This window comes from Marinobacter sp. V032, assembly GCF_052645435.1.
In genome coordinates this window covers 1,613,565-1,628,386 of sequence record NZ_JBQXYE010000001.1, presented here as the reverse complement: position 1 = coordinate 1,628,386, position 14,822 = coordinate 1,613,565, and the positions used below count along the sequence as shown (strand labels likewise).

At 55.5% G+C, this 14,822-nt stretch carries 13 protein-coding genes; 9 read left to right on the top strand and 4 right to left on the bottom strand.

Translation table 11 applies throughout. The features are described from left to right. The first annotated feature begins 200 nt into the window (after positions 1-200). From ACUN9X_RS07465 to ACUN9X_RS07455, 3 genes are all read left to right on the top strand, one after another. Entirely contained in the window at positions 201-662 is a 462-nt protein-coding gene (locus ACUN9X_RS07465; RefSeq protein WP_445472667.1) for a MarR family winged helix-turn-helix transcriptional regulator, read from the top strand. A 3-nt stretch (positions 663-665) separates the two neighbouring features. Continuing rightward, complete coding sequence (locus ACUN9X_RS07460) at positions 666-1,412, top strand: siderophore-interacting protein (RefSeq protein ID WP_445472666.1); 747 nt, start codon at positions 666-668, stop codon at positions 1,410-1,412. Positions 1,413-1,623: 211 nt separating this feature from the next. Continuing rightward, on the top strand, positions 1,624-3,720 hold the full coding sequence (locus tag ACUN9X_RS07455; protein ID WP_445472665.1) for a TonB-dependent receptor family protein: 2,097 nt from the start codon (positions 1,624-1,626) through the stop codon (positions 3,718-3,720). Positions 3,721-3,786: 66 nt separating this feature from the next. Here the strand turns inward: ACUN9X_RS07455 and ACUN9X_RS07450 are convergent, their stop codons facing one another. Further along, complete coding sequence (locus tag ACUN9X_RS07450; RefSeq protein ID WP_445472664.1) at positions 3,787-4,995, bottom strand: M48 family metalloprotease; 1,209 nt, start codon at positions 4,993-4,995, stop codon at positions 3,787-3,789. A 185-nt stretch (positions 4,996-5,180) separates the two neighbouring features. Here ACUN9X_RS07450 and ACUN9X_RS07445 point away from each other — a divergent pair, with 185 nt between their 5' ends. Both ACUN9X_RS07445 and ACUN9X_RS07440 read left to right on the top strand, forming a co-directional pair. Beyond that, positions 5,181-5,873 carry a pseudouridine synthase gene (locus tag ACUN9X_RS07445; RefSeq protein WP_260036198.1) on the top strand — a complete coding sequence of 231 codons (693 nt, stop codon included), beginning with the start codon at positions 5,181-5,183 and terminating at the stop codon, positions 5,871-5,873. A 159-nt stretch (positions 5,874-6,032) separates the two neighbouring features. Beyond that, complete coding sequence (locus tag ACUN9X_RS07440) at positions 6,033-7,268, top strand: MFS transporter (RefSeq protein ID WP_445472663.1); 1,236 nt, start codon at positions 6,033-6,035, stop codon at positions 7,266-7,268. A 62-nt stretch (positions 7,269-7,330) separates the two neighbouring features. On the opposite strand, the gene ACUN9X_RS07435 is transcribed toward ACUN9X_RS07440, so the two are convergent. Further along, positions 7,331-7,486, bottom strand: a complete 156-nt coding sequence (locus ACUN9X_RS07435; protein ID WP_260036200.1) for a hypothetical protein — start codon at positions 7,484-7,486, stop codon at positions 7,331-7,333. Positions 7,487-7,892: 406 nt separating this feature from the next. Here ACUN9X_RS07435 and ACUN9X_RS07430 point away from each other — a divergent pair, with 406 nt between their 5' ends. Then, complete coding sequence (locus ACUN9X_RS07430) at positions 7,893-9,191, top strand: methyl-accepting chemotaxis protein (protein WP_260036202.1); 1,299 nt, start codon at positions 7,893-7,895, stop codon at positions 9,189-9,191. A gap of 53 nt (positions 9,192-9,244) precedes the next feature. Here the strand turns inward: ACUN9X_RS07430 and ACUN9X_RS07425 are convergent, their stop codons facing one another. Next, entirely contained in the window at positions 9,245-10,564 is a 1,320-nt protein-coding gene (locus ACUN9X_RS07425) for a PQQ-dependent sugar dehydrogenase (RefSeq protein ID WP_445472662.1), read from the bottom strand. A gap of 208 nt (positions 10,565-10,772) precedes the next feature. Here ACUN9X_RS07425 and pncB point away from each other — a divergent pair, with 208 nt between their 5' ends. Continuing rightward, positions 10,773-11,972 carry a nicotinate phosphoribosyltransferase gene (gene pncB, locus ACUN9X_RS07420; RefSeq protein WP_445472661.1) on the top strand — a complete coding sequence of 400 codons (1,200 nt, stop codon included), beginning with the start codon at positions 10,773-10,775 and terminating at the stop codon, positions 11,970-11,972. Positions 11,973-11,995: 23 nt separating this feature from the next. Here the strand turns inward: pncB and ACUN9X_RS07415 are convergent, their stop codons facing one another. Then, the gene (locus ACUN9X_RS07415; RefSeq protein ID WP_445472660.1) at positions 11,996-12,562 is read right to left on the bottom strand and encodes a hypothetical protein; all 567 of its coding nucleotides are present in this window, start codon (positions 12,560-12,562) and stop codon (positions 11,996-11,998) included. A 185-nt stretch (positions 12,563-12,747) separates the two neighbouring features. On the opposite strand from ACUN9X_RS07415, the gene ACUN9X_RS07410 reads away from it, so the two are divergent. Both ACUN9X_RS07410 and ACUN9X_RS07405 read left to right on the top strand, forming a co-directional pair. Continuing rightward, complete coding sequence (locus ACUN9X_RS07410) at positions 12,748-13,197, top strand: RidA family protein (RefSeq protein WP_445472659.1); 450 nt, start codon at positions 12,748-12,750, stop codon at positions 13,195-13,197. Between the two features lie 126 nt (positions 13,198-13,323). Next, positions 13,324-14,787: an SLC13 family permease gene (locus ACUN9X_RS07405; RefSeq protein WP_445472658.1), complete on the top strand. Its 1,464-nt coding sequence runs from the start codon at positions 13,324-13,326 to the stop codon at positions 14,785-14,787. Positions 14,788-14,822: the final 35 nt, after the last annotated feature.

Sequence of the window (14,822 nt, the reverse complement as noted above, 5' to 3'; positions counted from 1 at the left end):
GAGCGGTCTGGCCGCCCGACTTGTCTAGACAATCATGGTGAGAGGACGTGACAGTTCGAAGTCGGGCATGTGAAAAAATGATGATGGTGAGATGACAGCCTCAAGTAATGGAAAGCGGCATGGGTCTCTCGGACTCTACGTAGTTGATAGAAGCAACCACATGAAATATAGTTGACAATATCAACCTCATGGAGATTGAAATGCAAAACCTGTCACTCAGCGAACCACTACACCGGTTAACGCATGCCTACAAATCCGGGCTGCGACGTGCGATTCGCGAGAGCCAGATAACGCTTCCGATCACCCATATCCGTGCGCTTAAACGTATCAATGCGGTCACCGACTGCACGGCACATTCCATTGTTCAGCACATCCAGCGCGATAAGGCTCAGATTACCCGCGTACTGAACGAACTACTGGCCAATGGCTTGATCATAAAATCCGATAATCCTAACGACCGTCGTAGCCAGCTTTTGAAACTGACTCCCGCAGGCGATCAGATGCTTGAACAGATTCAAGCGCTGGAAAAAGAAACGACGGCACTGATGACGAAAGGCATGAAACAGACCGATGTTGATCTGTTCATTCGGCTCGCCAATACCCTGGCAGATAATCTGTCAGGCGGCCCGCTGGAAAACCCCATCAAACAGGAGGATGCCTGAATCATGGCAAAGCCAGCTCCCAGAGAACTGGACGTTATTCGTTCAGCCTACGTTACCCCTCACATGCTGCGTGTCACGCTCGGCGGCGAGAACATCACAACCCTGCCCGAAGGCCAGGCCAGCGCTTACGTTAAGTTGATTTTCCCCCAGCCTGCAGAGGCCCGCCCCTTAATGCGGACCTACACTATCCGCCATCAGCGGAAGGACGAAATCGATATCGATTTCATGATTCACGATGAAGCGGGACCAGCGTCCGGTTGGGCCCAAACAACCCGCCCCGGCGATCGCATTCTTGTCGGCGGCCCCGGCGCCCGGAAACTGATCAACCCCGATGCAGACTGGTTCGTACTGGCCGGTGATATGACGGCATTGCCGGCGATTAGCGTCAATATCGAGCTACTCCCGGAAAACGCCCGGGGCTATGCGGTCATTGAAGTGCTCGACGAACGTGATATTCAGGATCTACCAAAGCCGGCTGGATTCGACATTCACTGGGTCGTCAATCCGAAACCCGATTCGTCGCGGTCGGTGATTCTTGAACGGCTGCAGCAATTGCCCCGGCTCGAAGGCGAGCCGTCGGTCTGGATAGCCTGCGAGTTCAGCAATATGCGTCAACTCCGGCAGGAATTTAAACAGGAGCGAGAGACCCCGAAGAGCCACCTTTACATATCCAGCTATTGGAAAATGGGCAGCAGCGAAGATCAGCACAAGCTGGCCAAGCGAGAGGACGCTGAGCAGGCACCTGCCTGAACCGTATGATCTGAATCGCCTTTTTCAGGCGAACGGCGGATAACAAAGTGCTAAGCTGGTATGAGCCGGGGCCAGTTTAGCCATCCCATCAGACGTTGCTGCAAAACCACTGTGCTCGTACGCATTTTGCGGCATCCTCTCTGGCCTCACATTCAACCGAATTCCGAGCCAGGGGCGTCCCCGCGAGTCGGGGAGCCTGTCAGGGAGATTTGTGCTCAACCGTCGACCCATCCGTGCCACGCTGACCGTCAGCTACATCCTTTTCAATACCTCTGCAGCGTTGGCTGCCGAGGATTCAGCCAATAGTCCGCAGAACACCGCTGCAGAAGAGCAGATGCTGATTCAGGTGACCTCCCCCCGACTCACCCGAAACCTCTACGAAACGCCCGCCGCAGTGACAGTGGTTGACGCGCCCGAGATACAGCAGGGTCAGCAACGCCTGCAACTCGACGAATCACTCAACAACGTGCCGGGGCTGTTTTTCCAGAACCAGTTCAATTTCGCGCAAGGGTTAAGGCTTTCAACCCGTGGCTTTGGTGCGCGCTCACCCTTTGGAATTAGGGGAATCTACATACAGGTGGATGATATTCCCTACACGCTACCTGATGGCCAGTCGCAAATTGATGCCCTGAGCCTTGATTCTGCCCAGCGTATCGAAATCATCCGGGGGCCGTCTTCCGTGCAATATGGCAATTCCGCCGGCGGTGTTATCGACGTGACCACCGCACGTGGTGATGAGTCGCCTTCCGGCGGCGCAGTCAAACTGGACGCCGGCAGCGATGGGTATCGTAAAGGCACGCTGCAAGCGAACGGCAACTGGGATGATTACGCCGCCAGCACCACCTTCTCATGGCTCGATTATGACGGCTATCGTCAACAGAGTGCGGTACAGCAAGGGTTGCTCAACTCCCGGCTGACTCACCGATGGTCAGAAGGACAACGGCTAACAGCGACACTGAACTTGTTGGAAACGCCGGAGGCAGAAGACCCCGGCGGCCTTACTCAAGCCCAGGTAGATGAGGACCGCCAGCAGGCGGCGCGCTTCTCAAACCTGCTGGATGCTGGCCAGACGGTGAGTCAGCAAACAGTCGGGTTGCTTTATGAAGACCCGGCGCTGCTGCCCGGCGAGCTGCGGGTCAGTACCTTTTTCAGCCTGCGGGATTTTGAACAGCAACTACCCTTTCCCGGCAGCAGCCTGATCGGTTACGACCGGCGGTTTTATGGTGCCAGCACGCAATACCAGGACGACGCACAAGTCATCAGCCTGCCACTGCACTATGTTGTGGGCGTTGATATCGACCGGCAGTCAGACAAGCGCCGGCGTTATACGGTGTCGGCTTCGGGCCAGACAACCGGCCAGACTCAGCAGGAAACCCAGAACGCGACGGCCACAGGGCTTTTCGCTCAGGGCGATCTGGAGCTGACGCCAGCCGTTACCTTCTCACTCGGCGGCCGCTATGATCATCTGCGCTTGTCTATCGATGACAAGCAGCTTGATGATGGCAACGATTCGGGCAGCCGCACATTTGAAGAGTTCAGTGGCGTGACCGGATTAAGTTACCGCTTTGCCAAAAATCATCAGGCTTATATGACCGTCGGGACTGCTTTTGAGTCGCCCACCTTTACCGAGTTCGCCAACCCTGATGGCGGCGGTGGATTCAATCCGGACATCGAACCGCAAACAGCATTGAACCGGGAGATCGGCTTGCGGGGCACGTTTAATCCCGCGGTAGCCTACGAAGTAGCCTTGTTCTCAATCACAGTCGATGACGAGATTCTGCCGTTTGAACAGAACGGGCGCACCTTCTACGAGAATGCCGGAAAAACCCAGCGGGACGGGATCGAGTTAGGCGTGACCTGGGACATCAACTACGCCTGGCAGATCGACAGCGCCCTGACCCTGGCAGACTATCGCCTCAAGGATTTTGTTGATGAACAGGGCAACAACGCTGACGGCAACCGCTTACCCGGCCTGCCAAACGAGCAATGGGTAACTGAATTCAGGTGGCGATCTACCGGCCAGCGCTTTGCTGCACTTGAAGTCCAGTACACCGGTAACCTCTATGCCGAGAACAGCAACCAGACCAAAGTGAGCGACTACTGGTTGCTGGGACTGAGGGCCGGGGACAGCGTGAATCTGGGTAACCAGGCGCTGAGTCTGTATGGCGGTATTCGTAATCTGCTTGATGAAGACTACTTCGGCAACATCCGGATCAACGCCAATTCCGACAGGCCAGTGGACCAAAGGGGATATTTCGAGCCAGCGCCGGGAAGAACGATTTACGGCGGCGTATCGCTCGCGTTCTGATAACCCGGGTTTATATAACGCAGAGTTACCTCGCATAGGCGAAATAACTCTGCGCTCCTGACCAGCTTACTGACAGGGTTTCGGCAGGTACTTAACAACCGCATTCTGGCCGTAGCACACCCACTCGATATTGCCTTCATCGACGCTGGGTTCCAACACGATGTACTGGGATTCACCATCGGCATCAATGCCCATTTCCGCGGCCACAACACCACCGTCGTAGACATCAATCTCGTAGTTATTGGGGAGATCTGCCAATACCGGGTCGGCGTAACCCATCGACTGCATCGTCTCCGGCCACTCACTGCGCTCGGAAGCATAGGCTGTAACCGCTTCCTGCACAGTTTGCGCGGTGCTGTAGGCCGTCTGGTAGCGGGCCCGCTGGATATAGTCCTGATAGGCGGGAATGGCGACCGCCGCCAGTATGCCGATCACCGCCACCATAACGAACACGGATGCAACACCCCCTCCGGCACCAAGGCGTGGTACAAACAGGGACAGGAACCAGGCAAAACCATGACGACGCGGCAGCTTTACGGGCACACCCTGATAAGCAGCAATCGCTGTCGCCATTCGCTTGGTCAGCCAAGGGTAGTCGCCGGTCAGCTCATTGAACGACATCCAGAAACCATTCGTCGCTTCAACCTGCCCCAAAAAGGCATCAACATTTAGCGTTTTCCATCGGGTATCGCCTGCGGAAATCGCCGCAATGGCCATCTTGATATCATCTTCGGAGTCACAGCAGGCTACGCCGTAGCGATCGCAGGTGTATTCCTCGGCACGCCGCAAGGCAGGGCCGAGTACCGGCAGAATCGAAGCCGGCATAACAAAGCTCCGCCAGGTCAGGTGCTTGCGATGTATGTGGCCGAGTTCGTGACCAATGTAAAAATCAATCGCGCCGGGTTGGTCATCCAGCGCATCCACCACATCAGTAAACAACACCACGAAGTGCCGACCGCGGAATTTTGTCGCCAGTGCATTGAAAAAATCGGCTCGCAGCAAGTAGGCCTCGGGAACCTCTTTCAACCCCACCCGCTCGCATCCTCGAACCAGCTTTGCGTACAAATCCGGGTATTGCTCTTCGCTGATCTTGACGCCTGATCCCTTCAAATGGGAGATAAAGGCCGAGTGAGCAAACAGAAAAATCAGATACCCCAGCGCCAGATAAATCAACACAATGCCGATTGTTCCCAGCACCACAGCCAGCCAGAAAATCGAAGACAGCGCGATCGCAATGCCGAGCAACGGCTTCTCGTGCTTATAAACCAAATCCATTTATAGCCACTCCATTCATGCTTTTCTTAATGTGGTGTCGAAATGCATCGAAAACACGCAAAAACGACGAGCCGAATAGTAGTGGAATATCACCATGAAAACCGTAAAAAAATGATACAGACCAGCTTGCGACACGGTATCACCAACAAGACGACCGACCTTGTTGTCTGCAATAATCCCGCGCCATGAGACTCGATCGATTTATCTGCAAACACACCCACCACAGCCACAAGACCTCCCGTCTTTTGATTGTGCGCGGTCACGTGCAGGTTGATCTCGAAATCGAGCGGGACCCACTGAAAGAAGTCGGCCAGTTTTCGACCATTCAACTCGACGACAATCTGCTACAACAAAAAACCGCTCACTACCTGATGCTGCACAAGCCGGTAGGTTATCTGAGCGCCACTCGCGACCCGCAACACCCCACAGTCATCGACCTGATGGCACCCGCTTTGCGGCCGATACTCCATATCGGCGGCCGGCTTGATCGCAGCACTTCCGGGCTACTGATTCTGACCAACGACGGACTCTGGTCGCGGCGACTAACCGAACCCAAAGAGAAAATCCCCAAGGTCTATCATGTTCGCACCGCGAGTCCGATAACCCAGGATACCCATTCCCGCTTTGCAGACGGCATTTACCTGGCCTACGAAGATCTGACCACGTCCCCAGCCGAACTTGAGCAACTGGGCGACTGCGAGGCCCGGCTGACCATCTATGAAGGGCGCTACCATCAGGTCAAGCGGATGTTCACTGCGGTTGGGAACCGGATCACGTCACTGCATCGTGAGCGCATGGGCGAGATAAGGCTGGATGATCAGCTCGCACCAGGGGAGTCGAGAGCACTGACGACCTGTGAAATAACTTCTGTGAAGTGATGCCTGAAGCCGCGTCATACAAGGCGGTCCTCCCCTTTCTCAATCCGGCAGCTACGACCAATAGTTAGGTACGTAATTATTGCTACAACCGTTTCGAAATCGTTCGAGTCCATGGATACTGAAGCCCTTTTTCACTCACCTATCGCCCTCAAGGACGCAATGACTGCTTCAACAGACTCCGTCTCACATAACCATTCCAAGGGCACGGTTCTGCTGATCGAATTTGCCCTGGCGATGGGGGGCTTTGCCATTGGCACCGGTGAGTTCACGATTATGGGGCTCATGCCCAACATGGCACAGGATCTTGCCATCACCGAGCCTCAGGTTGGCCATGTGATCAGCGCCTACGCCCTTGGTGTAGTGGTCGGCGCGCCTCTGCTGGCGATTATCGGCGCACGCTTTATGCGGCGAAAGTTGCTTATCGCGCTGATGGGCTTCTTTGCATTGGGGAATCTTGCCAGTGCGCTGGCACCCGGTTATGAATCGCTGATGATCTACCGTTTTATTGCCGGCCTGCCCCACGGCGCCTATTTTGGCGTTGCGGCATTGGTTGCGGCCTCCTTGGTGCCGGTCAATCAGCGGGCCAAGGCGGTCAGTCGGGTGATGCTCGGTCTCACGTTCGCGATGCTGGTGGGTAATCCATTGGCCACCTGGCTGGGTCAGTTGATGGACTGGCGCTATGCCTTTGGCTTTGTCGGCAGTATTGCCGTGCTGACCATGCTGCTGGTTTTCCTGTTCCTCCCGGTAAACAAAGATGAACCTCGCAGCAACCCCATCAAAGAGCTCAAATCGTTCAATCGGCCCCAGGTTTGGTTGGCGCTGGCCATCGGCTCAATCGGCTTTGCCGGGATGTTCTGCGTGTTCAGTTACCTGGCCCCCACGCTGCTCGAAGTCACCAAGGTCAGCAAAGGCTGGATTCCGTTTGCACTGGCCGCCTTCGGGATGGGGGGTATCGTTGGCAATCTGGCCGGTGGCTGGCTCTTTGACCGGCTAAAATTCAAAGCCGTCGGCTGGATACTCATCTGGAGCACGGCCGTTCTGATGCTGTACCCGCTCGCCAGCGGCGCTATCTGGAGCATGCTGATTGCATCGTTTGCTATTGGCACCATGGTCGCACTGGCCACCCCGCTCCAGACTCACCTGATGGACATTGCCGGTGACGCGCAGACGCTGGCCGCCGCGTCCAATCATGCTGCCTTCAATATCGCGAACGCGTTGGGGCCGTGGCTGGGCGGCATTGCGATTACGGCAGGGCTGGGCTGGACATCAACAGGTTACGTTGGAGCCGCCATGGCGGTCGCAGGATTACTGGTCTTCTTGATAGCCTGGAAACAGCAAAGAGGTGGGCAGCAACCGGAAGAATCGGTGCCCGTAGCCGGCGAACAGCGCGCCTGAACACTCTCCCCCGCCAAGGCAAAATCAGATAGGAGGGAACAAGGATTTGCGGAAAACAGCGCTCACGCCGCTTTTCGGAAATCCTCGGACCGCACCTGTTTGTCCCGCTTACGGCTATATCGTGTTTTGTCTTTTACGACCTGCATTTGATACAGCGGCGAACGCAAATCGCGCTGGACCTGGCTGTGTTGTGTGGGTGTTCTTTTCTTGCGGGCCATAAGCCTGTTCCCTCTTGGTAACACTGTTTTTAGTCTGGGTTTACCTTGCATCGCTAAACCTTCGGTCAGCGGGTGAGATGATAGTAGTCGACCTGGGCTTCCGCCAATAAGTAATTTTCTCTCGGCAGCCCCTCCTTGCATGAACTGGTGCCAAAGCACGCGGAAACCACCTTTCTGAATTGAATAGCAGCGCTGACTCTGCATAGGGATAAACCGGAATGGGGTATCGACGTATACCTGTCTTTCCCGAAAGACCCTAGCATTTAAAGACCAACTAAATACCTTTTATTTCAACAATTTGAAAAAATGTTAAATTTGCACATTCTGGCATCCCTATTGATGCCGAAAGCGTATTTAACACGTCAATTCAACTTTATTGTCCTTACGTAGCGAGCTGAGCCAGCACATGTTCTTCACAAAACACAAACAGGAACTTGAGTCACAAACTGCTCACATCAACGAGTTGAAGGCCACCCTGGGGGCAATTGAAGACGCCGTCGCACTGATCGAATTTACACCCGATGGCGTTATTCAATCCGCAAACAAATTGTTTCTCGACACCGTCGGCTACCGTGAAGATGAGATCAAAGGCCAGCACCACCGGCTATTCTGCGAAAGCCATTACCAGCAGACGTCACAGTACAGAAACTTCTGGGCCAGCCTTCGTAGCGGACAGCATCATAGCGGGCACTTCCCACGCATCACCAAAGACGGCCGGAAGATCTGGCTTGAAGCGACTTACTTTCCGGTAAAGAACCAGAACGGCATCGTCTGGAAGGTGATCAAGATCGCCTCAGACGTCACATCTGAACACGAACGTATCAACGATCAACAGGCGGTGTTCGCGGCTATTAACCGCTCAATGGCGGTAATCGAGTTCAAGCCCGATGGCACCATTATTACCGCCAACAAGAACTTTTCGGATGCTGTGGGCTATTCGCTTGAGCAATTAAAAGGGCAACACCACCGAATGCTCTGTCCCGAGTCATTCAACCGGGAGAACCCGAATTTCTGGAACGAGCTGGCCAGAGGTCAGCTCAAGTCAGGACAGTTCGAACGGATCGCCGCAGACGGCTCGACCATCTGGCTGGAAGCATCCTATAACCCGATACTGGATGAACAGGGCAATACTGAAAAGGTGATCAAGTTCGCCAGCGACATCACGGATTATATCCGCCAGGGCAATCGCACCGCAGAGGCCGCTGAGGTTGCATTCTCCACGGCAGAGAAGACGGCGGACAGCGCCACTCAGGCCGAAGCCTCGTTGCATAAATCCATCCAGACATCCGACCAGATCAACAATCGGATCAACGATGCCAAACAGGTCATTGAGCTGCTTAGCAATCAGTCGCAAAATATCGAGCGCATCGTCGGAACAATCGCCGCCATCGCTGACCAAACCAATTTGCTGGCACTGAATGCGGCAATTGAGGCTGCCCGTGCGGGCGAGCAAGGTCGGGGATTCGCAGTGGTAGCGGATGAAGTAAGGCAACTCGCAGGCCGGACCGGTGAATCGACATCGGAAATTGCAAACGTCATCCACGCCAATGTTGAGCTGACAACCCGGGTTCTCAATAGCATTGAGGAAGTAGCGAGTGTCGCCAGAGAAGGCCAGGATCAGGTGAGCAGTGTTGAATCCATAGTCGCAGAGATCAACACCGGAGCCAAACACGTGCTTGAGTCCATTGCCGCCATCAGGCGCTAGTGCCGAACCCGGCTATGGCGGTCACAGGCATTGGCCTGTGGCCGCCCGGTTGATCAGTTCCCGTTTTTTTCGCCGCTGACCCGCCAGATCACATTACCCACATCGTCAGCGACCAATAAGCCGCCACGATTGTCTATGGCAACGCCCACCGGGCGGCCCTGGGCTTTTTCGTCATCGTTGAGAAATCCGGTGAGTACATCCACTGGCTGCCCATCAGGCTTGCCGTCGGTGAACGGCACGAAAATCACCTTGTAGCCGCTACGGGGCTCTCGATTCCAGGAACCGTGCTGGCCCACAAACATCCCATTGCTGAATTGCTCCGGCAGGTGACTGCCCTTTGCGGAGGCCAGGCCTAATGACGCCGTATGCGGCCCAAGGGCATAATCCGGTTTCAGGGCGCTGGCGACCTTTTCCGGGTTCTGCGGTTCAACGCGTTCGTCCACGTGCTTGCCGTAGTAACTGTAAGGCCAGCCGAAAAACTCGCCTTCGCTGATCGATGTCATGTAGTCAGGCACCAGATCGCTGCCGATTTCATCCCGCTCGTTGACAGCCACCCAAAGCTCGCCTGCTTCTTGTGACCAGGCCATACCAACAGGATTCCGCAGACCGCTGGCAAAGATGCGGTGGTCACCCGTAGCGGGATCAATCGCCCACACGGCCGCCCGACCTTCTTCCTTATCCAGTCCGTTTTCGCCCACGTTGCTGTTGGAACCCACGCCAACGTAAAGCGTTTTGCCATCGGGGCTCGCGATCAGGCTTTTGGTCCAGTGATGATTCAGTTTGCCGGCGGGCAACTCAACCACGGTCTCACCTTTGGCACTGATCTGGTTCTGCCCTTCCTCGTAGGGATAACGCACGACCGCATCAGTATTCGCGACGTAGAAATCGTTCCCTACCAACGCCATGCCGAACGGAGAGTTCAGATCCTTGAGAAAGGTGGAACGCTCATCGGCAACACCGTCTTTGTCGGTATCACGCAATAGCGTTATACGGTTGGCGCTCTCGCCGCCAGCACCCGCGTCCGCCATGATTTGCTTGGCGATCCAGCCCTTGATGCCGCCCCCCTCCTTCGGCGGTGAATTGGTTTCAGCAACCAGCACATCACCGTTGGGTAGCACATACAGCCAGCGGGGATGATCAAGTTTGGTTGCAAATGCCACCACCCGGGTGCCGGCGACAGCGTCCGGCATGCCGCCATCCGACCAGCCCACGGCTTCGGCGGTATTCACTGTAGGGATCAGCGACTCATTAGGCGCTGGCAGCTTCGGGTCTGGCCCGGTGCCTTCTGACACCGATAGCTTTGCGGTGTCGGAACACGCTGTTGTCGCATACAAAAGACCTGCGACGAGCCCCAAACGCATGACATAGCGCATGCTGATTTCCCTCCCTAGGTTGATAAGACGGTACTCTTAACGGCAACGATAGCACTTATTTCGACGCGAGCATCTTTACGAAAAATGAACATCGATAGATGTGTCGCCCGTCGGCACAGACACGATCGCACTTTCGGAAAACGACTCGACTCACTGGATGCAGTGCGAGAGGATAAACCCACACATTCAGCGATCACCGACGGACATCATGACGACAACCTATCGATCCGGCCCGATAATCACATCTCTTCTGGATACCGACTGGTACAAACTGACCATGATGCAGGGCGCCCATCACCGTTACCCGAACGCCAGTGTCACCTGGGAATTCCGCAGCCGTAATGCTGAAGATCTGGAACCCTACGTCGGCGCGATTCGGGATCAGATCGATATGCTCGCCGACATCAAACTGACCCGGGAAGAATCAGACTATCTGAGTCGTTTTCCCTACATGTCGCCGGACTTTATCCGGTTTCTGGAGCTGTTCCGGTTCCGACCGGAGTACGTTGATGTGCGCATGGAGGATGATGAACTCTGCATCCTGATCGACGGCCCCTGGACTCACAGCATCCTGTTTGAAATTGTGGTGCTGGCTATCATCAGCGAAGTCCGCAACAAGGCGCTCTATCCTGACGTTGAAATTGAGCAGGCGCGTGGCCAGCTACATCAAAAACTGGAGAAATTGCAACAGGATTACTCGGCGGAGCAGCTAGCCGGGTTCAATCTCGCGGATTTCGGAACCCGGCGACGCCTTTCCCAACCGGTCCATGAAGCCATTGCAGGCATATTGAAGGTAGATTTTCCCGGCAATTTTGTCGGCACCAGCAACGTTGATATCGCCCGCCGGCTGGAGATTGCACCCATGGGCACCATGGCCCACGAATGGGTGATGGCCCACCAGCAACTCGGGAGCCGGTTGGTCGACAGCCAGCGCACAGCACTTGAAGCCTGGGTGCAGGAGTACCGGGGCCATCTAGGCGTGGCGCTGACCGACACCATCAATCTCGACGCGTTCCTGGACGATTTTGATCTCTATTTCGCCAAGCTGTTTGATGGCCTGCGGCATGACAGTGGCGACCCGATGGTGTTCGCTGAAAAGTGTATCGCCCACTACCGCAAACTCGGCATCGACCCGCTCACCAAAACGCTGATTTTCAGTGATGCGCTAACGCTCGAAAAAGCCATGGCAATCAAGTCTGCCCTGGAAAACCGGATCAGGACTAGTTTCGGCATCGGCACCAGCCTCACCTGTGACGTGCCCGGCGTGAAGCCCATGAACATGGTACTCAAAATGGTGTCGTGCAATGGCCAGCCTGTGGCCAAGATTTCGGATGAGCCAGGCAAGACCATGAGCCGGGACGCCGAGTTTGTCAGCTACCTGAAAAGCGTGTTCGATCGCAGGCACTAACCAACTGACCCGCGCCCGGTTTGTCAGATCACGCCGTTTATAATCGCTTTCATGATCAGTTCTTCCGGCATATCGGTCGTTCGAATCACCGAAATCCGTGACCGAACATCTTTACCTGTCAGCACGATCATCGAGTGCTGTTTACCAATTGCCCAGTAACCTGTACCTCTATGGGTCGAGAAAATGCGGATTTCGTAGGGATCAACCGTCTGTTCCATTCTCTTGCGCTCAACCTCCACCCACTCCTCTGCAAACAGACCGTGGCCTTTGTCTGCGCGTTTCACAGAGAATAGATAACGCGGCCAATCATGCATATTGGCGCCGGGAAAGCCCGCTTGCTCACCGGTCACCTGCTTGACCGAGAAGCTGGCACCATCCGCCAGCATGAATACCAAACCGCCTGTGACACCAATCCGGGCATTCGACAGCACGTCCAGCGGAATCTGTAAGTGGCCGATTTCACCCGTCTGGAATTCAACAGTTTCCTGGTAGGCAAGGTGCGGGTAGCGCACTTTTACAATGGGTGCAGCATGCAATGCGCTGCACCCGAACACGGCAATGCCGAGGGCAAGCAATAGTCCCTTATTCACGTCATGATCCCTATGTTAATCATCCTTGATGAACGGAGATTACAGTGAGCGGCGCCTGCTTTCCAACCGCCCATTCCGTTCCCTCTGTGTGGCCGGCGCATTACCGATATTTATGTGATCCAGCCCTCGAATTCATTCAGGATAGAGTAGAAGCACTCAGGGGTAATCGAGACGAGGACGTCACCATGAGCCAGCATGACCATCAACCACTCTCTTTCATCAATCCCGAAGGTCTTTACGACCCGACCGAAAACGGCTATTCCCATGTGGCAGTGATCGCGCCAGGCAGTCGGTTAATCCATATCGCAGGCCAGGGCGGCGAGAACGCAAAAGGCGAACTACCGGAAGACTTTCACTTACAGGTGCGCTGGGCCATCGGCAACCTGAAAACAGCCGTGAATTCGGCGGGCGCCGAGCTTCGTGATATCGCCAAGATTACCGTGCTTATAGTCGATCACTCCGAAGAGCGTCTTGGGGTTTTGAGCGCCGAGCTTTCAGAAGCTTGGGGCGAGGCGCCGAAACCGACCTGCACACTGATTCCCGTGCCACGCCTGGCACTTGACGGCATGCTGTTTGAAATTGAAGCCGTTGCAGTAGCACCAAAACACCCTGAATCAAGCGTCACATCCGGCTAGCCAGGCCGTTATAAAAAGCCCTTCCGGTTCATGAATGAATTGTCACCCTGCTGCCTTTTCCAGAATACGGAATTAGCGCTAGCCTGAGTATGAGGCTCTATATACTCGGTGAGGGAGGATCAGGGTATGGAAGAAAATGTCGCACAGGACCGGCACCACGGAGGACTCACCCCGGCCAGAACAATCGGCCTGATACTGGGCCCGTTGTTCCTGCTGGCCACATTGGTGATAACGCCACCGGAAGGCATGGACATCGCAGCGTGGCATGCGCTGGGGCTCATGTTGTTAATGGCGACCTGGTGGTCCACCGAAGCGATCCCTATTCCTGTCACCGCGCTGGTGCCCATCTGCCTGATTCCCGCATTGGGTATAGGCTCAGTAAAAGACGCCACAACCCCTTACGCCAATCCGATCATTTTCCTTTTTCTAGGCGGCTTCGCGCTGGGCTTGGCGATGCAGCGCTGGGATCTCCACAAGCGAATCGCGCTGAAAACGTTGTTGGCGGTTGGCAGTCAGCCCAAGCGCCAGATTGCGGGTTTTATAGCCGCTACCGCCTTTTTGAGCATGTGGGTCAGCAACACGGCGACCAGCATCATGATGCTGCCGATCGGGCTATCGGTCATCAATATGCAGGAAGGAAACGACACCGAAGCCTCGCGCCGATTCGCTACCCGCATGCTACTCGCGATTGCCTATGCGGCCAGCGTGGGCGGTATTGCAACGCTGATCGGCACGCCGCCCAACGCACTCCTCGCGGCCTACCTGGCCGACAACCATGACATTGAAATAGGGTTCGCCCAGTGGATGCTGATTGGCGTTCCCATTGCCGCCACGATGCTGCTGGTGATTTGGTGGTGGCTGACACGAGGCGATCTCGGTAAGGACAACAGCGCAGATGCAGACCAGCTAATTCGTGAGCAACTGAACAAGCTGGGGCCGATGGGACGTGGCGAAAAGCTGATTCTGATGGTGTTCACCCTGACCGCCGCAACCTGGATATTCCAGCCCCTGCTCTCGGCCAGCCTGCTGCCATGGCTCAACGACACCGTTATTGCGATCGGCGCTGCTGTCGCACTGTTCCTGATCCCGGTGAATCTTTCGAAGCGAGAGTTCATCATGGATTGGGAAACCGCTGAAAATATCCCCTGGGGCGTTTTACTGCTGTTTGGCGGCGGCTTGTCACTGGCGGGCGCCATTAGCAGTTCGGGACTGGCTGAGTGGATAGCGGAAAACCTGTCGATCGTCGGCGCGCTGCCCATGATTCTGATGGTGGCACTGGTTACCACCGTTATCATTTTCCTGACGGAAGTGACCAGCAACACGGCCACCGCTGCTGCCTTTTTGCCGCTGATGGGTGCATTGGCCGTCTCGCAGGACGCGGCCCCCCACCTGCTGGCAGTGCCGGCTGCGATTGCGGCCAGCTGCGCCTTTATGATGCCGGTCGCAACGCCGCCAAACGCCATCGTATTCGGCAGTGGTCATATGCGTATCGGCGATATGATCAGTGCCGGGTTTGCATTGAATATCGCCGGTATTCTGGTCGTCACTTTGCTCGGCTATATGCTGATGGGCTGGGTGTTCGGCGGATAGTATTGCTCCAGAGAGGCAAATACCCTCTCACCTCA